22 protein-coding genes and 2 pseudogenes are annotated in these 18,159 nt (G+C 42.3%); 18 read left to right on the top strand and 6 right to left on the bottom strand.

Going from position 1 to position 18,159, the window contains the following annotated elements; genetic code table 11:
- Window positions 1-1,125: Ig-like domain-containing protein (locus tag HGT71_RS14475; RefSeq protein ID WP_214218389.1), on the bottom strand; the 1,125-nt coding region annotated here is incomplete at its 3' end.
- A 1,786-nt stretch (window positions 1,126-2,911) separates the two neighbouring features.
- Window positions 2,912-3,145, bottom strand: a complete 234-nt coding sequence (locus HGT71_RS14470; RefSeq protein WP_214218388.1) for a hypothetical protein — start codon at window positions 3,143-3,145, stop codon at window positions 2,912-2,914.
- 142 nt (window positions 3,146-3,287) lie between these two features.
- Between HGT71_RS14470 and HGT71_RS14465 the strand changes: the two genes are divergently transcribed.
- The 3 genes from HGT71_RS14465 (at window position 3,288) to HGT71_RS14455 (ending at window position 5,989) form a co-directional block, all read left to right on the top strand.
- Window positions 3,288-3,476: a Tum protein gene (locus HGT71_RS14465; protein WP_214218387.1), complete on the top strand. Its 189-nt coding sequence runs from the start codon at window positions 3,288-3,290 to the stop codon at window positions 3,474-3,476.
- 17 nt (window positions 3,477-3,493) lie between these two features.
- Window positions 3,494-3,727, top strand: coding sequence for a DinI-like family protein (locus HGT71_RS14460; protein ID WP_214218386.1), 234 nt, complete (start codon window positions 3,494-3,496; stop codon window positions 3,725-3,727).
- A 744-nt stretch (window positions 3,728-4,471) separates the two neighbouring features.
- On the top strand, window positions 4,472-5,989 hold the full coding sequence (locus HGT71_RS14455) for an alginate lyase family protein (protein WP_214218385.1): 1,518 nt from the start codon (window positions 4,472-4,474) through the stop codon (window positions 5,987-5,989).
- 393 nt (window positions 5,990-6,382) lie between these two features.
- Here the strand turns inward: HGT71_RS14455 and HGT71_RS14450 are convergent, their stop codons facing one another.
- Together HGT71_RS14450 and HGT71_RS14445 are read right to left on the bottom strand one after the other, a co-directional pair.
- On the bottom strand, window positions 6,383-7,435 hold the full coding sequence (locus HGT71_RS14450; RefSeq protein WP_214218384.1) for a phage portal protein: 1,053 nt from the start codon (window positions 7,433-7,435) through the stop codon (window positions 6,383-6,385).
- Window positions 7,436-8,038: pseudogene (locus HGT71_RS14445) on the bottom strand (phage terminase large subunit family protein); the annotation flags it as partial.
- A gap of 3 nt (window positions 8,039-8,041) precedes the next feature.
- On the opposite strand from HGT71_RS14445, the pseudogene HGT71_RS14440 reads away from it, so the two are divergent.
- Together HGT71_RS14440 and HGT71_RS14435 are read left to right on the top strand one after the other, a co-directional pair.
- Window positions 8,042-8,341: pseudogene (locus tag HGT71_RS14440) on the top strand (contractile injection system protein, VgrG/Pvc8 family); the annotation flags it as partial.
- Between the two features lie 64 nt (window positions 8,342-8,405).
- On the top strand, window positions 8,406-8,624 hold the full coding sequence (locus tag HGT71_RS14435; RefSeq protein ID WP_214218383.1) for an ogr/Delta-like zinc finger family protein: 219 nt from the start codon (window positions 8,406-8,408) through the stop codon (window positions 8,622-8,624).
- 293 nt (window positions 8,625-8,917) lie between these two features.
- Here the strand turns inward: HGT71_RS14435 and HGT71_RS14430 are convergent, their stop codons facing one another.
- Together HGT71_RS14430 and HGT71_RS14425 are read right to left on the bottom strand one after the other, a co-directional pair.
- Complete coding sequence (locus HGT71_RS14430) at window positions 8,918-9,934, bottom strand: phage integrase (RefSeq protein WP_214218382.1); 1,017 nt, start codon at window positions 9,932-9,934, stop codon at window positions 8,918-8,920.
- The gene (locus tag HGT71_RS14425; protein ID WP_214218381.1) at window positions 9,934-10,506 is read right to left on the bottom strand and encodes a phage repressor protein CI; all 573 of its coding nucleotides are present in this window, start codon (window positions 10,504-10,506) and stop codon (window positions 9,934-9,936) included. The genes HGT71_RS14430 and HGT71_RS14425 overlap by 1 nt, the downstream gene beginning before the upstream one ends.
- Before the next feature lie 131 nt (window positions 10,507-10,637).
- On the opposite strand from HGT71_RS14425, the gene HGT71_RS14420 reads away from it, so the two are divergent.
- From HGT71_RS14420 to HGT71_RS14360, 13 genes are all read left to right on the top strand, one after another.
- The gene (locus HGT71_RS14420) at window positions 10,638-10,901 is read left to right on the top strand and encodes a hypothetical protein (protein ID WP_214218380.1); all 264 of its coding nucleotides are present in this window, start codon (window positions 10,638-10,640) and stop codon (window positions 10,899-10,901) included.
- 30 nt (window positions 10,902-10,931) lie between these two features.
- Window positions 10,932-11,441, top strand: a complete 510-nt coding sequence (locus HGT71_RS14415) for a phage regulatory CII family protein (RefSeq protein ID WP_214218379.1) — start codon at window positions 10,932-10,934, stop codon at window positions 11,439-11,441.
- A 7-nt stretch (window positions 11,442-11,448) separates the two neighbouring features.
- Window positions 11,449-11,661, top strand: coding sequence for a phage filamentation protein Fil family protein (locus HGT71_RS14410; protein WP_214218378.1), 213 nt, complete (start codon window positions 11,449-11,451; stop codon window positions 11,659-11,661).
- The gene (locus HGT71_RS14405) at window positions 11,601-11,936 is read left to right on the top strand and encodes a DUF5347 domain-containing protein (protein ID WP_214218377.1); all 336 of its coding nucleotides are present in this window, start codon (window positions 11,601-11,603) and stop codon (window positions 11,934-11,936) included. The genes HGT71_RS14410 and HGT71_RS14405 overlap by 61 nt, the downstream gene beginning before the upstream one ends.
- 68 nt (window positions 11,937-12,004) lie before the next feature.
- Window positions 12,005-12,232, top strand: a complete 228-nt coding sequence (locus tag HGT71_RS14400) for a DUF2732 family protein (RefSeq protein ID WP_214218376.1) — start codon at window positions 12,005-12,007, stop codon at window positions 12,230-12,232.
- Window positions 12,232-12,450, top strand: coding sequence for a TraR/DksA C4-type zinc finger protein (locus HGT71_RS14395; protein WP_214218375.1), 219 nt, complete (start codon window positions 12,232-12,234; stop codon window positions 12,448-12,450). Before HGT71_RS14400 ends, HGT71_RS14395 begins: the two co-directional genes overlap by 1 nt.
- Window positions 12,451-12,452: 2 nt before the next feature.
- Window positions 12,453-12,758: a DUF3850 domain-containing protein gene (locus tag HGT71_RS14390; RefSeq protein WP_214218374.1), complete on the top strand. Its 306-nt coding sequence runs from the start codon at window positions 12,453-12,455 to the stop codon at window positions 12,756-12,758.
- Window positions 12,755-13,615 carry a DNA adenine methylase gene (locus tag HGT71_RS14385; RefSeq protein WP_214218373.1) on the top strand — a complete coding sequence of 287 codons (861 nt, stop codon included), beginning with the start codon at window positions 12,755-12,757 and terminating at the stop codon, window positions 13,613-13,615. Before HGT71_RS14390 ends, HGT71_RS14385 begins: the two co-directional genes overlap by 4 nt.
- Window positions 13,612-15,858 (top strand): replication endonuclease, encoded by a 2,247-nt coding sequence (locus HGT71_RS14380; protein WP_214218372.1) that lies wholly within the window; start codon window positions 13,612-13,614, stop codon window positions 15,856-15,858. The genes HGT71_RS14385 and HGT71_RS14380 overlap by 4 nt, the downstream gene beginning before the upstream one ends.
- An 87-nt stretch (window positions 15,859-15,945) precedes the next feature.
- On the top strand, window positions 15,946-16,140 hold the full coding sequence (locus HGT71_RS14375; protein WP_214218371.1) for a Tum protein: 195 nt from the start codon (window positions 15,946-15,948) through the stop codon (window positions 16,138-16,140).
- A 10-nt stretch (window positions 16,141-16,150) separates the two neighbouring features.
- Window positions 16,151-16,384, top strand: a complete 234-nt coding sequence (locus HGT71_RS14370; RefSeq protein WP_214218370.1) for a DinI-like family protein — start codon at window positions 16,151-16,153, stop codon at window positions 16,382-16,384.
- A gap of 237 nt (window positions 16,385-16,621) precedes the next feature.
- A complete protein-coding gene (locus tag HGT71_RS14365; protein ID WP_214218369.1) occupies window positions 16,622-17,722 on the top strand; it encodes a hypothetical protein in 1,101 nt (366 codons plus the stop codon).
- Between the two features lie 23 nt (window positions 17,723-17,745).
- Complete coding sequence (locus tag HGT71_RS14360; RefSeq protein WP_214218368.1) at window positions 17,746-18,156, top strand: hypothetical protein; 411 nt, start codon at window positions 17,746-17,748, stop codon at window positions 18,154-18,156.
- The last annotated feature ends 3 nt before the right edge of the window (window positions 18,157-18,159 follow it).

Here is an 18,159-nt window from a genome sequence, read left to right as displayed (position 1 = left end):
AACGGTTGAGCCAGCTTCCGCCTTACCAGTGACCGTATCACCATCGACACTGACCGCTACATCAGTCGGCGCAGCAGGCGCAGTCGTATCTGGCGCGGTGGTAGTAGCTGCTGCAGAGGTGTTTTTCGCCGCATCCGTCGCTATGACAGTTAAGGTTTCGCCATTGGTTTGCGCGGGATCTAGCGTCGCAGTGAAGCTGCCGTCCGCGGCAACCGTGGCGTTGCCGATTGTGTTGCCGTCAGCATCTTTGATGGCAACGGTTGTCCCAGCATCCCCTTTACCTGTCAAAGTCGTCCCATCATGTGATATAGCCAATTCGGTTGGATGGGATGGCTTATCTGAATCAGAGTCGCTATCGGAATCTGAATCGCTATCAGAGTCGGAATCGCTGTCTGAATCCGAGTCACTATCTGAATCCGAATCGCTGTCAGAGTCGGAATCCGAGTCGCTGTCAGAGTCGGAATCGCTATCAGAGTCAGAATCACTGTCTGAATCGGAGTCGCTGTCGGAATCGGAGTCACTATCAGAGTCAGAATCACTGTCGGAGTCAGAATCGCTATCTGAATCCGAGTCACTATCTGAATCGGAATCACTGTCAGAGTCAGAATCGTGGTGATTATCGTCGTCGGAAGAATTGCCCTCTCCACTTGGGGTAGTATCTCCATCAGACCCACTTTCAGAGTCATTACTCTCCGAATGTCCGTGGTGGGATGATCCCAACAGCATGGCACCGATACCAAGCAGGGCGGCCCCAGCTATCGCCCAAGCACCAATATGCTCATAGGCGACAGCTTCTGATCCCACTTCGGCTAAAGAATCGACTGACGTATATTTCGCTGCATCGGTACCAGGATTTTCAAGCCACCACAAAGCCCCATCGTGCGGGTCTTCTAGCACTAAATCACTGTGCTGACCATTGGGACCGACAGTGAAAAAGTTTTTAATAGTAACTTTCTCGTTATCATTGAGTTCGATAATTAAATCGTTATTAACCCGGGAGAAACTTTTTATGTCTTCGCGGCTAACAGATATTTTTAATATTGATGCTGAGTCGAGCGTAACGGTGGAAGAATGCGTTGTATAGCTACTTCCCTTTTCTTTCGATAGAGCAACGATATTAATCATAGAGTTAGCCTCAATTATTTTTTGATAATTAGATTTTTAGATGCGCGCCTAAGCCAATTCCGCTTAATAAGCAGAATTTTTCAACGGGTAAGATTATTCCTAAGTTTTCTATCAAGAAGGAAAGTAGAGAAAACAACATTGTAAAGCAACGAGATGTTCGATCAATATTTTTTATCAATCGTCGCTGACAGTCTTGAGGTTTGTGTAATGCATATCACAAATTTCTAATTAGGTAATATCGGTCAACTTTTGAATGGCTTGCGGTTAGAATAAGCACATAATAGCCATAACACGGGGTAATAACGAGCGATCAACCAGTTAAAAAACCTAAATAAACAACTCTTGACGTTATATTATTGATGTTTTTTCTATTTATGAAGGTAAAAATAGCCAGTTACTGTGGTTTAGTCGATAATTATAATTATCAATAAAAATAATGGTTTAAAGCTAAGGGTATATGAATAAGATTGAATATATAGTGCGTAATTTGATCAAATCTTTATTTTTATTACAACTTAAGCCTTTATTTCACTCTTAGATTCCTGTTAGCCATTCAACTATCTTATGGATCATTGCCGTTTTTCGTCCTACCGAGATATTGGCTTACTAAATTCATGAAAATAATTTTCTAGAAAAATCCACTATTAATAAAAAATTAAGAAAACAACAGATGAATAATTAACTTCACAAAAAAAGGTAATTTTTTTTAATTTTGTTTTATTATTTATGAACTAATAGAAAATGAATAGTTTGAAATTGAATTAAAATTGACTGCAAGAGGGTATGGCTAGTTACTCTTACCAAAACTGAACTCGATACTCCTCCACGCCAATAGATCACTTACTCAAGACTGACCTACTCATCGTTCCGTGCCAATAATCTATGAAGCAACAACGCCGAAAAATCCCCCAGAATAGTGCTCTTTATCAAAGTAACGACGTAAAGCCGCCGAAATTACAATCGGTTATATAGTTATATTAAAAATTTATAGGTAACATTTATATAACATATCAAAAGAGCAGTATGTCAGCGCGGTAGACGAGCGGACTCGACAGTCAGGGGGGCTTCTCGCTGGCATCGAACGACGATAGTAGCGTTCTCATGCTGTATAAAAATCCATTGAAAGCAACGTATTGCAACATGAGCACTGTCAACCTATCACGTCGCCGTTTTTTACGGCATTCCGTGATCGCCGGTATATCCGTATACCTCTCGCCACTTCATAGCAAAGCGTTTGCTGCGCTATTTGAAAATCAGCTTTTGACCCTTCCCGCTTGATCCTGCTGCCAAACATCTTCGGTTTCGTATTAATGGGAAAGCTAAGGCGATGGGTAAAAAAGTCTTTGCTCGCGATATCCGCGCCGCTGATATGCCACATTGGCCGGCCACGCAATCTCATGCCTTTATTTTAGACTCGTGGCAATAACTGTCCCCTAGTAGAAAAAATAACCAAAATTGAGAGTGAACAAAGTGAGACAGAACCCAGTGAGGAGCCTATTGATTTAGATAATCTTACGAAAAAACAACAACGAGAACTCTATTCACGGCTAAAACAAGTTGGGCAAATAAAAAGGCGCGTTGCTAGAGGCTATCAACAGAGAATCACGCAACATCAGTATGACCAGTTAGCGGCAGAATTGAGAGCAAGAGGGTTTGCATGTAACAGCGATGAGATTGAGCACTTGACCAAGGGTGGTAGTTTCCCATCTGGTGGCGGCTTACGCATTTTCTATGAAAAGAATAGGCTGAAAGAAGACGACAAATGGCGACATTACCTTCAGCTTTATTAATTATTGTCTAGTGTGAGATGTTGTCCTTTTACTCGCGAGACATCATAACGTAATTCTCGTGCTTTTCTCTTGCACTCTTCAAGGACATCAAACCATTGCGATGGCGTAGGGGGATTTTCGCTGACGGCGCTAAGGTCAACTGTGTATAAAAATTTACCATAGCCGAACTCGCCAGCAATCAGCGTGACAATTTTCGCAGGTGCAACCAACTCGATACTTGCCTTTCTCATCGCTATTCGCTCTCAATTACCATTAGCAGAATTTATGTATTTATACCTCACCAAATTTTCAAAAAAAATCAAAAAAAGGACTTTTATATTTTGAAATTATTATACACTGTATTTATATACAGTTGTTTTGGAAGGGGGAGTAATGGGGAGTGAGCTCGAAGAAGTTGTTAGATTGGAGCGAGTTGAATTAATAGCAAGACTCGCGTCAATAGGGGCTATTAAAGAGAAGGACAGAGAAATAGCATTGAATATCATTGCTGAAATTGCAGGTGATAGTGTCATCAAAAGCAAAGATTTCTCCATTATATTTACCCCTTCCAGTGGAAATTAATATTGAGGTTAAATTTTATGCGTATAGAGATCATCTTTAACAAAGATAAAAAAATTAAACAGTCCGTTTTCGATGCGTTAGAGACTGAAATTTATAAAAATTTGCGCCCAAGCTACCCAAAAACAGTCGTGCGCATTCGGACAGGAAGTGCCGATGGCTTGGATATTAGTGGGTTGAAGTCTGACGCAGAAAAAGAAAAGGTGATGAACACCTTGCAGCAAGTATGGGAAGACGATAGTTGGTTAAATTGAAATTATTCAACTTTTAAGTACTGATTTTTTAGACTAAACGTAGACAAAGCAGATAATAAGACGTCAGTGATAGAAACCAATGACATACAAAAGAGATCAAAAAATTGTGTTATCCGCCCTCGGTTCCCTCCGAGGGCTATTTTTACAGCAGTTTCTTCCCAGATGATATAGGAATCCGTTACCCTAACTGCTGTGGACGCATCCTAAAAATAATTTATTGAAAAGTGCAAAATAAAACTAAAAAAACCATAGCATACTTGATCTGAAACAATTAATTAAGGTGTAAAGATCAATATTTGTACAATTTCAAGTGTTGGGTACCATTAGCAACGGTAGCCTCAAGCTGATAGCCGTGGTGAATACATTTGTGATTATTCCAATTATTACCGTAGATATCTCACCCTTTACGACTTTGATTATGTTGTCGCGTATTGTTCCTTTACTCTATAGCAACTGTAATTTCGTATTGAGTAATAGTAGAAATTTTGCGGTTAAACTAGCGTTTTTAAATTTTGTCTAGTGACCCGTTTCGTAGTGATATAACCATTCTCGAATAAAATTTAAATGTGCCTTCTACCGCATTACGTAATATCAGAAACAGAATGCTATGGTTATTGGAGTGAAGTTATGCAATATTAATCCCGAACAACATCTAAATTTGTTAACTCCGTCCATCACTGTATATCTACTTTAATCATAAGTACGAGAGGTTTTATGTTAATAAGATTCATACTGATATCAGCTATGTTACTGCTTGCTTCAAACGCACAAGCTTCAACTGTAAATATAATTCCTAGTACAGTAACTGTTACTAAAGGAAGTGAAGCAAAATATTACTTACTAACTCAGGAAAAAGATAATTTTAGCGAAAATATATCTATAAGTGGATTACCCGAAGGGACAACATGGAGTTTACACTGCACCGGTACTCGCGGAGATAATTGTAAAAACGGATATGGTTCCGATGATCTACCGATATTCACATTAAACGTAAATATCCCTTCTAGCGCTAAAATTGGAAGCTACGATATAAAAATCCAATCTAATCTTAAAAATAGTACATTTCAATCTTTTAAATTGCAGGTTGTTGCACCTATTCAGTTCACTCACCCTGGGGTTTTACTCAATACAAAAATGCTTAAGAATATAAAAAATACTTTAATTGAGAGAGATCCCATAAGATATAAAGCCTTTTTGGCTGCTAAAAATAGTAAGTATGGAAACCTGCATTATCAACCCCACCCTCATTCGTCAGTAAACTCTGATAACGACACAGGCGTTGATTACAGGGAGGATGCCATTGCGGCGTACACACAGGCATTACTTTGGGGTATCACCGAAGATAGTCATTACGCGGATAATGCAATAGCTATCATGAATGCATGGGCTCAAGCACTAAATAGCAATTTACAAGGCGCAAACAAATTCAACTTAGCCGCGTGGTCGGGAGATGTATGGCCTCGGGCAGCAGAAATTATTCGTTATACTTATTTGAAAGCTAACGGGGTATCTATTTGGTCTTCTTCTGACATTGATAACTTTAGTCAAATGCTAAAAAAATACACTGTAGATTTCATCAATAACCAATATTTTACTAGTGGAAATTATGGCGGGAACTTGCTTAGTTCGCAAGCAGCAGCATTCATAAATATTGGTATTTTTAATAACGATACAGGAACGTTTCTTAACGGTTTAGATAGATTAAGAAAGATGCTTCCAGCCTATATCTATATGAAAAAAGACGGTGTAATCCCTATGCCTCCTTATTTTTGGAGAAATAGTTTCATTTCATCAACATCGCTATTGAGTTCAGGTGGGTACTGGAGAGGACAAAATTTTAATTCGCCGTCTATAGGTGAAGGTGGATTGTCCCAAGAAACATGTCGTGACATAGGTCATGTGTTATGGGGACTTTCGGCTTTAGCAAATGGTATGGAGTCAGCAAGAATCCAAGGATACAATTTATCGAAAGAAGAGACTTTGGGGACTTTAAACGCATTAAGGCTAAAATACGCTTCCGAATATAATACTAATTTTTATAACGATGCTAGCGCTATACAACCAGATTCAGCGAATAACCCTTGTGGGAAAAAAGTTGATTTAGGATCTTCCGTCGGAAAGGGGGAAGTGATACTCAATGAATTGACTAACAGAAGCCAATTAGCACTTCCAAATACTGAGCTATTTATACAAAGCTCAAGACCTACCGGTGCGAGTTATTTTATGATTTGGGAGACATTGACACACTATCAAAACCCCTAAGCGTCTTCATGTTTAATCTTAAAGATTAGACCAATTTTATTGCAAGTTTGTACAGCATATTTAATAAAGCGAGAATCAAATGTAATGTATCATCTAATGGATATTCTGTACTTGTACTGCATGAATCCGCAAGAGTCCCTTGCACTAAAAATCGCCCTAAAGCCCGCGCCATGCGGGTTATTTTAATGGTTCGAAAAGTGCATGAAAAAAGGATCGTTAAGTGAAGAGCGCAGGCGGGTGGGCGAGCGCGCGCTGAGGGGTGTAGTGGCCTTTTCTGGCAGCGCCTCAGCAGCCCCCTGAGAGGTCGGCAGTTCGCGTCTGATTGCGACGTGCAAAAAAAAGAGCGCCTTATCAGGGCGCTCTCATTGCGTTTAAAGAGGTGGTTTAGTTTTTCTATATTGTCTCGCTGTCATCATCCAGCGAGTAAGGCGCAAACTGAATAATCTCCTCGCCCGCCCACTCGTTCAATTCCTCAAAACGTTTTTGTAGTGGCAGCAATTCATTACGCACAAAGACGCGGCTCGCTTTCTCAACATCCCCAAACCCGCCGACGTTATTCGGCATAATCCCCATCATCTGTGGCGGTACCCGATGGGCGCCCAGCATGTCGTCACGGCTCACATTTTTAATATTAAGAAACTCATCTTTTGCCGCGACCTCAGACAGCGGGATAACCTGAATACCGTCCTTTTTACCGTTTGGGGCGTACATAAACAGATTACGGAAGTTACCGGGGCCTTTCGCGCTTTTCATTGCCGTGCGGAGATTGTTCACGTCTTCCTGATTTTGCGCCGCATCGGTCATATACATGATAAAGCCCGCGTGCGATCCGTTAATGTAATACTTACGCCGGAACAGGGTCGCCGACTCGTTGAGCAAGGTTGACGGGATAGCCGAGAGATATTCCGGTAGACCGTAAATCTCCTGATTTAAATCCGGCTCCATGAGGTGAAAGACATTGCCGGGCGTGAACTGATACGGATCGGTATTAAAGCCATATTGCACAAACCAGTAAGTATCTAAATCGGTGCCGCGTCGGGTGAATTTTGCTAGTGCTGGCTCAAGTGAGATGATCCCCCCAAGGCGATTGGTGCGCTTCTCCAGATAGGCATTACCAAAGACCAGATAATCCTGCACAAAGCGGCTAAAGGCTTGACGGCTTAATAGCTTATGCGGAATGAACGAGCTGATTAAAATATTGCGCTTAACCTGAATCGGCGAGCTGTGATGCACAGCGGCACGAAAGGTACGCGCCAGACCGTCGAAACTGACAGGCGGCTCATACCAACGGTCGAGCTGAATACACTCGACATAATCCAACAGCTCGCGGCGGTCGAGTACCGGGATTGGGTCGCCAAAACTAAACGCCTCGGTGCGAGTCGCCGTATTGTCTTGGACGGTCGCGCTCACCACTGGCAATGCTTTTTTGCCTCTACTTTTGCTCATCTAAAAAATCTCCATAATATTGCCAGTATGGGCGGCTTCGCCCTGTAGGGGTTCATTGGCTAAGGCGTGCATGGTCGCCCACGCTAAATCGGCGTGGCTGGCTTCTTCGCTGCGACTGGCCTCATAGGTAGGACGATTGCCGCTGGCCGTGGTGGTTTTGCGGATCGACATAAAGGATTGCGCAATATCGAGATGGCTCGCATCGAACTCTAAACGGCCACTGCTAATGGTGTCGTAAGCCTTGAGCACTAAGGCGTTTTTAACGGTAGGGTTATAGACAAACTCTTTGACCATCGGAAAGAACATTTTGACGTTCTCATAAACGCCTAAGCCAACGCCGGTCGAGTCGATACCGATATAGGTAACGTTATATTGCAATGTGAGTTGTCTGATTGCCTCGGCTTGGGCCCTAAAATCCATGCCGCGCCATTGATGGCGCTCAAGGATACGAAACTTACCGCCCGGCACCGCAGGAGGGGCGATCACCACGCACCCAGCACTGTCACCGTTTTGTGTGCCCTTGGCCGGGTCGTAACCGATCCACACTTCGCGCCAGCCGAATGGACGTAGCGCCAATGCTTCAAAGTCTTCCCACACTTCCCAGATAATTACCTTGTCGGCACTGACGATAACGTATTGGTGCTCAGTCGCACCTATGCCAGCCGAGATAATGCTGCCAGAGCAGCCAAGGCGCAGTGGGAGAAATTACAGCGAGGTGTCGCAACGTTCTCGCTGCAATTAGCGGAGGGCCGCGCCGATCTCTATACCGAAATGCCCGTTAAGGTGACAGGATTTAAGCAGCAGATTGATGAGGCGGAATGGGTGATCACTACGCTCACGCATACCGTGAGCAGTGAGGGGGGATTTACGACGAGTATTGAGTTGGAAGTAATGATTAATCAATAATATATTCTCAATTGGGTAATTCATGTATCATTATGAGATTAACTGAGCAAAGGAAATCACAATTATGATGAATTGCTCACTATGCCAGCAAGCAGCACATACCCGTAGCAGCATGCAGATAACCAATGATACAAAAGAGCGCTATAACCAGTGCCAAAACATCAATTGCGGTTGCACTTTTAAATCCCATGAAACAGTGACGGCAATAATTGCGGCACCAAAAGTCGTAAATCCTGTCCCCCCTCACCCGTCCAGAAGTGGTCAACAACATTTATTCATGTAAAAAAACCCGCATCTGCGGGTTTTTTTATATCTATGAAAGCGAAACTAAATGACCATAGAAAAAAATAGCGCGACACTTTTGCGACAACGAGTAAAACCAAAACAAAAAAGCCACTCAATAGAGTGGCTTAATATCCTGATTTAACAGGTAAAATTTGGTGGCCCCTCCCAGACTTGAACTGGGGACCAAACGATTATGAGTTCCTATAGAAACAACCAAAAATCAATAGTTTACGTTATAAAACATTGACATAGTTTGCCACAACTTGCCAGATAGTTGCCATTATTAGCCAGTTACATCGCCATTTTATCGCCACTTATAGCCAGCGGGTTAAGTTTAACAGCATCTTCTAAATGATCCGGAGCAAAGTGGGAATATCTCATAGTCATTTTAATGTCAGTGTGACCAAGTACGCGCTGTAAAACTAAAATGTTCCCGCCATTCATCATAAAGTGACTAGCAAAAGTATGCCGTAAAACGTGAGTAAGCTGCCCGGCAGGTAATTCAATTTCCGTCCTCTCAATTGCAGATCGAAATGCGCCATAACAATCACTAAATAACCGACCGCTTTTATCCATGAGAAGAGAATCGTAAATATCTTTACTAATAGGAACGGTGCGATTCTTCCTGCCTTTAGTATTCGTATAGGTGATTTTGTATTTTGATAGCTGGCTTTTCTTTAAGCTCTCGGCCTCAGACCAGCGAGCGCCAGTAGTAAGGCAAATCTTAACTACGGATACTAAATCAGGATGACCATGTCGTTTGCATTCTTCAAGTAGAAGAGAAATCTGATCGTGGGTTAACCATGCCATTTCCATTTCCTCAGTACGGAAAGGACGCATATTTTTTAAAGGGTTATCTCCCTTCCATTCACCAAGGCGGTTTAACTCGTTAAAAACAGCACGGAAATATGCTAATTCAAGATTTAGAGTTCTTGGAGAAACTTCCTTTACACGATTGGATCTTGCATATTCTCCCTTCAACCGTTTTTCCCTGTAACGCGAAAACATCTGCGCATCAAAATCTCGAGCTAGAGGCTCTCCCATGCAATCAAACGCATGGTGCATTGCTGACAAGCGTTTAATGCCATCCCTCAATGTTATTCCATGTGCGCTATACCATGCATCGACCAAATCTCTGACCGTCCGCCTGTCCTCTTTCTCTTCTTGCCAAGGATTTTGAAGGGTGTACTGTTCAAAGGATAGAGCTTCTCCCTTTGTAGCAAATTTTTTCCTTATACGCTTTCCTTTAGAACCATTCGGATAGATTTCACAAATCCATCCACCTGATGTGTTTTTACGAACAGCCATCAATTAACCTCGTTGTATACACCAACTACTCGGCCAATGGTTTTTATTTGTTCAATACCGCATTCAAAAGGTACTTTGCCGCCAGCTACATGAACTTTCCTACCGGGAAGCACTGTTAACTCTCTGATACTTACGGCTCCGTCAACATCAACTACCCATGTTCCGTCAGCTATTGGTGCATCTTTTTCAACAATATAACTTTTATTTTCAGTTTTAAGGCAAATCGCGCTTTTAAGAGGCTTTGGGAAAAATTCAGTACCAACAGAGAAAATTCCATTTTTGGTAATTCTACCCTCACTCAAAGTGAATAACTCAAGGTGGTGCGATGAATTTGAAGCTTCGTTTTGGAATTGTAATCCTTGACCAGTCAACAGCCATTGAATATTAACGCCTGTTTCTAGGGAGCAAAAAGCTGCAAAATCATAGGACACATTTCCCCTTGAGTAGCGATTCTGCAGGGTGCTGGCTGCTATGTCGAAATGGTTTGCAAGCTGAATCTTTTGCGTAAAGCCATAGGTTTGACAGATTCGATCTAAAACTTCCTCAGCTGAAATCTGGCTTTCAATATCCATAATTCGCATCTCTTTAGTTGACTAATCCCATTTATCGGATTAGAGTTCGATTATTGGTGGCAAAGAATGGCAAACATTGGCAGTGTTTGGCATACAAATGGCAAAGTTTAGTAAAAGAGGAATAATGCTATATGGCTTCTGAAATCGCAATCATCAAAATACCTGCTCCTATTGTTTCTTTACAGCAGTTCGCTGTCCTTGAAGGTATATCTGTTCGTACAGCATATCGCTGGACAACTGGTGATAACCCTTGTGTACCAATCGAGCCGCGTAAAATTCGTAAAGGCGGAAAGCAAGCGGGTGGTCCAGTTCGCATCTACTATGCCCGCTGGAAAGAAGACCAGTTTCGCAAAGCTTTAGGTCATTCACGTTTTCAAGTCGTTATCGGCGCTTAATTCACTATATGTGAATAATGAAGGTAAAACATGTTTGATTTTAAGGTTTCCATACATAAGCACTTCGATGATGCATGTTCAGGATTCGCCAAGAGACACAATCTTGAGCAACTTGCAGAGCAAGCCGGAATGCAACCGCAAACACTTCGCAACAAGTTAAACCCTGAGCAAGTGCACCAATTAACTGTGAGAGAGCTGCTTACGCTTACCGACTTAACAGAGGACTCGGCTTTAGTTGATGGCGCGCTAGCCCAATTAAATTGCCTTCCTTGCGTTCCAGTAAACGAAGTCGCAGACGAGAAATTTCCAACTTACGTTCTCAAGGCTACGGCAGAAGTCGGAATGTTAGCCGCCAATGCCGCAAACCAAGGCGTAATCTGTAACGCGACTCGCCGCAATGTGATGAACAGCGTGAACATGGGAATTCGTTGCTTAACACTGGCCGCTATTGCTGTGCAATCAAGGATTCACTCAAGCCCTACGTTAAGCACGACAGTAGACGCGATCAGTGGCATTGGCGCATCAATCGGAATGAGCTGAGGTAAACATGATTTCATTCGCAGCAAGGCTAAAGAAACAAAGCCCATCTATGTCTTATGGACACGGTTGGATTATCGGTACTGATGGAAAGCTTTTTCACCCTAGCCGATCTCAGACTGACTTATTACAAGCATTAACAACACGCAAGAAGGTGAACACATGGCAATCGAAGGTGCAAACACTGTGCAACTTAGTGCGGGCCAACGTGTCTCGGCACTAAATCACATAGCCGCTATTCGCGGGCAGTTTTGGGGTGATGGCTGGAAAGAGGTCGAAAGGTTTATTGATGATATGCGTGATCCGCGTGATTCAAATAACGAGGAGAATATTCGTACCCTGTCAGCAATATTTTATTTAGCAAAAATACCAACAAACAAGCACCACTTATCGCTGAGTGAATTGACGACTGACGAAAGGACAGCGCTAGTTTCAGCGATGAATCAACTAAAAGCAGTCGTGAGTTTATTCCCTAAGCGAATAGCCTTACCAAACTAAATAAAACCGTTAATTAAATGGCGTCAACTCGCCGGGCATTCTTTTGCCTAAATTCAGGAGTTAGAACGATGCGAAATATCCAAAAACATCAAATTAAATCAGATAGCGACGCGTTAGTTGCGTTACTGGCAAAGGCCAAAGACGAAGAACGCAAAGACCGCGCGTTAATGGCTTCAGTTCGTTTAGATAAGTTAGCCGCCCACATCGCCAGCAATGAGTTAACAGGCATTGAAGCTGCCGAGTTACTGCGTCAAGAGGCTGCACGTTATGAGCACGAATCGCAGGAGTTCCACTAATGGCCGACTCAATGGACTTTACGCAAGAGCGCACCGAAGAAATGCGCCAGCGCAATGTAGATAACGTGCTCAAAAGGCAAAAACTGCCATCACGCAGTTTCTGTGTTGATTGTGAAATGCCGATCCCTGAGCTTCGCCGCCGTACATTGATTAGTGTTGAGCGCTGCGTTCATTGTCAGCAAATTACCGAAACGCAAAGTAAACATTTCAGAGGTTAACTATGGCTACCGTACACCAATTAAAGATTAAGACTGAATATTTTCACGAAGTAAAACAAGGAAGAAAAAAAGCCGAGCTACGCAAGGCAGATCGCGATTTTTCACTCGGCGATTTCTTACAACTCTGTGAATGGAATGGTTATAGATGCGACAGGGTGTTACTGGTAAAGGTTACACACATATTGCCTGTGGCGGGTTTTATACCGGGAGGTGATGATTGGGTGGTTATGTCTTTCACACCCATAATGGAAACGGATATAGATGCGATTATTTCTGCAAAGCTCAATGATGCGGGCGAAAGCCTATGAGCACCATTTTAAAATGGGCGGGCAATAAGTCCGCCGTCATGCTGGAACTAGCAAAGCACCTTCCTCATGGCTCGCGATTGGTAGAACCTTTCGCGGGTTCTTGTGCTGTGATGATGGAAACGGATTATCCCGAATACCTGATTGCAGACGTCAATCCAGATTTAATTAATCTTTATGTGCAGATCCAGGCGAATACCTCTGCATTTTTGACGCACGCAAAAGCAATGTTTACTCAAGGTAATAATTCGCAACTTAGATTCAATGCGATTAGACAAGCATTTAATCAAGGTACTCTCAAGGGAGGTTCTTTTCGCGCGGCTTTATTCCTTTTTCTCAACCGCCACTGCTACCGCGGGCTTTGTCGCTACAACCAAAAAGGACAATTTAACGTCCCTTACGGTAATTATAAAAAGCCCTACTTCCCTGAGCGTGAAATTCTGGCGTTTGCCGAAAAGGCAAAGCGAGCAACGTTTCTTTGCGCAGGGTATCAAGATACTTTAAAGCAGCTCAAAACGGGGGATGTCGTGTATTGCGACCCACCTTATGACGATACTTTCGCGAGTTATCACACAAGTGGGTTTAACAAGGCCGACCAACAGGAATTGGCGAACCATCTTGAGGGGTTAGCTTCATATTTTCCTGTTATTGCATCGAATAGTGACACGCCCTACATTCGCGAAATTTACAAAGGTTTTGAGGTCAATGAACTTACGACAAAACGCTGCATAGGGGTTTGCGCTGGGGAGAGTAAGCAAGCCAATGAAGTGATCTTAACCAAGACACCTATGATTTCCTTTTTAGGTTTAGATTATGCGCGTCTCCCATACTATTCAGCTGTGTCGCGGGTACCTCAATGACTTTACAGTACGCCTACCCGTGGAATGCTCCACGGGAAGCAATCGCCAGCCCTTATCCTACTTATGAAGAAATCTATCGCCGTGATCAAATGATCGCGGCGCTGCTACGTGCGCAGGAGATTCTTGATAATCAGCCAACAATGATTAAATACGACGTTAAGCGTCGGATGGCAGAGTTAGAACAACAGCAAGGCATTGCCCGTGCCAATGCGTACTTAGCTAAAACCTTTGTTGAGCGCACATTGCCACGTGTTAAGCAGGTAAACGATAAATATCAACTCACTCAAATAGAGGCTAAAACCTCACTTCTGCTAACTCATAACGCAGGAATAGACCAAGGTTCGGCAAGGGTAAGCGGCGCGCTATGGGAGTTAGTCAAACGTTTTAATCGTCTACCGGATATGGCGAGGGCAGATATTGATTTGCTGGCCGGTGATATTGCAAATTTCATCATGGCTGAAATAGTCCAAGTCCATGAGCAAGCTAGCGCAGAATCTGATTATCAATATACCCACCGCGTCTATATGACCGCCGCAGCCATTACACAGGCATTCAATCAATTGCCGCCTTTGTGGGAGAAAGTCACCTCGCGTTTGTTCGACCCCGAGGAGGTTACGCCCGCCATTCTACGAATGAAAACGGACAGATGGTGGAAAACCAAATTACGCCGTATCGCGAGTGATTGGCGGGAGCATTTGCATATTGCTCTCGCCAATGTCAGCAAGAAGCATTCACCTTATGCCAGTAAAACAGCCATCTCTGAATGGAGAGAGCAAAAGCGCCGCACGAGAGAGTTTCTTAAAGCGATGGAGCTGCAAGATGATGAAGGTAATCGCATTAACCTACTCGACAAATACGATGGATCAGTGGCTAACCCCGCAATACGCCGTTGTGAGCTAATGGCTCGTATTCGAGGCTTTGAGGATGTCTGTAATCAACTAGGATTCGTTGGTGAATTTTATACTATTACCGCACCGTCAAAGTATCACGCCACTGTAAAAACTGGACACCGCAACCGCAAATGGAACGTTGCCAGCCCTTCTGAAACCCAAAGCTATCTCTGCAATGTGTGGCAGCGAATCCGAGCCAAGCTGCATCGCGAAGAATTACGGATTTTCGGTATCCGTGTTGCCGAGCCGCACCATGATGGGACCCCTCACTGGCATATGTTGATGTTTATGCGTCCAGAGGATGTGGAAAGAGCACGTAATATAATACGTGATTACGCGTATCAAGAAGATAGTTTCGAGTTGAAATCGGATAAGGCTCGTAAAGCGCGCTTTCATGCTGAGGCTATTGATCCAGACAAAGGGAGTGCGACCGGATATGTGGCGAAATATATCTCAAAGAATATTGATGGTTACGCATTAGATGGTGAGCTGGATGACGAAAGCGGTAAGGAGTTAAAAGAAACCGCGCCCGCCGTATCAGCCTGGGCTGCACGTTGGCATATAAGACAGTTTCAGTTTGTCGGCGGCGCACCCGTCACGGTTTATCGTGAGTTGCGACGTATGGCAGACAAAGAACTCGCGCGCGGATTAAGCGTAGAGTTTGCTGCGGTCCATGATGCTGCGGACGATGGTCAATGGGCTGATTACGTCAACGCTCAGGGTGGCCCTTTTGTGAAGCGCGACGAGCTGGTAGTTAGAACATGGTACGAGGCTAACGACGAGCTGAATCAATACGGTGAGGAAACGGTAAAAATTAAAGGCGTCTATGCCACTGACGTTGGGGCAGATACACCCATTATCACCCGGTTGATTAATTGGAAGATTGTACCGAAGCGTGCCGTTGAATTGGCCGTTGACCCTAGGGACGCGTCCGCGTCCCCTTGGAGTTCTGTCAATAACTGTACGGGGGTTTTGAGATCGCAAGATTCGAGTTCACCGGGAAGTGACCAAAAAATTGATTTTAATTGTATGAGCAAGAAGGAAAGGCGACGAATATTTAATCGGATTAAGTCAGAAAAGGTTAAAAAGCCAACGAGAAAAATGCAGTGGCCGGTTAAGGTCGAAGTAGCGTGTGAAAAAGTTGCTGGTCAGGTCAAGGATTTGAGTGGCCGACACCTTACTCATGGCGAAGCATTGTGCCTCGTTAAAGGCGCGCAGCTAAAAATTGAGGGTAAACTGTATCGTTGTCTCGCTTCTGGCGACCTCGCTCGCCCTCATATCAAGAAGAAAGGTATAGATTTCGCCGAGAAAATGAAATCTATCGCTAAACAGATAAAAAACAATAGTTTGTAATTTTTAAAATAAGACGTAAAAAATTCTTTCCCATTCTTAAAAACTTCTATACTGTATGCATATACAGTTCCGTGCAAGGGGGGAGTAATGGAAGGTGAGTTTGAGGAAATAGTCAGATTGGAGCGAGTTGAGTTGATTGCGAGACTTGCATCAGTGGGCGCGCTTAAAGAAAAGGATAGAGAAATAGCGTTAAACATCATTGCAGAAATCGCAGGTGATAGCGTTCTTAAAGGCAAAGATTTCGCAGTTACTTTTACCCCAGCACAAGCCAATAAAAATTAAGGTTAAGTCTATGCGTATTGAAATCGTGATCAACAAAGAGAAAAAAATCACTCAATCTGTACTAGAGGCTCTTGAGTCAGAAATTTATAAAAACCTATTGCCACTTTATCCGAAAACTGCGGTTAGAATTCGTAAGGGTACCGCCGATGGGATAGACATTAGCGGGCTAAGGTGCGACGGCGAGAAAAAAAATGTGATGGACATTCTGCAGCAAGTTTGGGAAGACGATAGCTGGTTGAATTGAAAGCATCTTATTTATATTTTACTTTGGTTATGATTGTACTTTTGTAATTAAAACCATCTAAATGGTAAGTATTACTATTTAAAAAATTTTATTATGATTTTTTGATAAACCATCGAAATTTCTTGCAATTTTAATTAAAAAAAAGTTAATTTTGATAAATTACTTAGGTTTATCACTGTAAATAAATACAGTGGTTTTCCTATCATATTTCAAAATAATAATTTTTTAGGTGATAAAATGGCTGGTCAATCCTATCCAAATCTCTCTGATTCCGAATTGAAGTCGGTATTAACTTTCACAGAAAGAGTTAGTTGGAACATCGTTAGACCGATTATAGCCTCTCTAGGGTTATCCACCGGAAAAGGACGTCTTGCAACAAACGATAAAATACTCGATGAGCTTTCAAAATTAAAAAAATCGAATCAAATCGAGTTTGACAAAAAATTGAAAAGCATTAACGATCTTTTAGATGGCATGATTATGTATGGAGAAAAGGCATTATTTAGCCTTGATGTCGATAAAAAAGTGGTGAGCTCACTGCAGAAAAGCTTTACTACTAAATGGGCAGCCATGAAACAAAAAAGTAGCTTATCAGAGGAAATTCTTGACAAAAAATCGATATCCAAAATATCAAAAAACCATCCAGAATTAATCTATCACACTCAACATAATAATATAACTACAGTGATTTACTCATCTGTTAGAGATAGAATAATACAGGAAAAGGTTCCTCTTCAAAAATTACCTCAATTATCAGGTTATGATGAAGTTATTGCTAAGCGGAAAGAGAAACGCCAATGCTTCGATTTATGTATTTTAACTGATAATAGAATACATATTTTGATTGATATTAGAGTAGATTCTTCAGGTGAAAATATACTTTTTTCAAAAAGTAGTATAGTGCGGGAACTATATCAGTTGTATGGAAGTAATTTTAGTGCGAAAGAGAAAGATTTTTATCCATTAATAGACCCTATTTTTGAACAAGCATCGTTACCTTTCTCTCAACATTCCTATAAAGTATTCGATTTATCATTTTTAACAAATGAAGGAACTACCCATAAAGAGAAAAAAAATTCGTCAGACAAAGATCTTAGAGACGACCTTTTCAATAAAGAAGGTATAAAAGCTGTTGGTAAAATTGGCCTTTATCGTATAGGTATCCGTATTAAGCGTAACAACCCTCAATTATTACTAGCTGATAATATTGAGCTTATTGTGCCGGGTACACTCAGAAGACATCTAGGTGGCAGTAGTGTTTCACCGGTTAGCTATGCTTTACTTAGCAAGTGCATATGTAAAGATGATTTCGAAACTTTGGCTAGAATGATACTATAGCGGTATCTTTGGGGGAGGTATATATGTGTAATCAAATAATGCAGGTGTGTGTGAATACTCCTGATGTTGGTGCATTGGCATGCTTTTTGCGCCACGAAATTGTACATTACGCAGAAAAATCCCCCAATATATTTATGAGTTATAACGATATTTTTGCGCTTGCTAAGAATTCTAATCTTGATTTAGATCCTAGCGAGGTTGTTAGTTTGTCAATTAGTGCGGTCCATGTTCTTTGTAATCCTCAGATAGGTGTTCTTGAGCTCAAATATCTCTTCATTGATGACTATAATGACCCAATCGAAATTTCGATTGACGAGGTGTTCGAAGCACATACAAGCCATAGTCTTGAAAATCCGTATACCGGTGACTTAATATACGATTATAAAAAATACGTTTTCCCTTTTTTTGTATGCAAAATTACTGATGGGGTGTGATTA

This window comes from Rosenbergiella epipactidis, assembly GCF_018494055.1.
Lineage (GTDB): Bacteria > Pseudomonadota > Gammaproteobacteria > Enterobacterales > Enterobacteriaceae > Rosenbergiella > Rosenbergiella epipactidis.
This window is presented reverse-complemented; position numbering and strand designations above follow the sequence as displayed.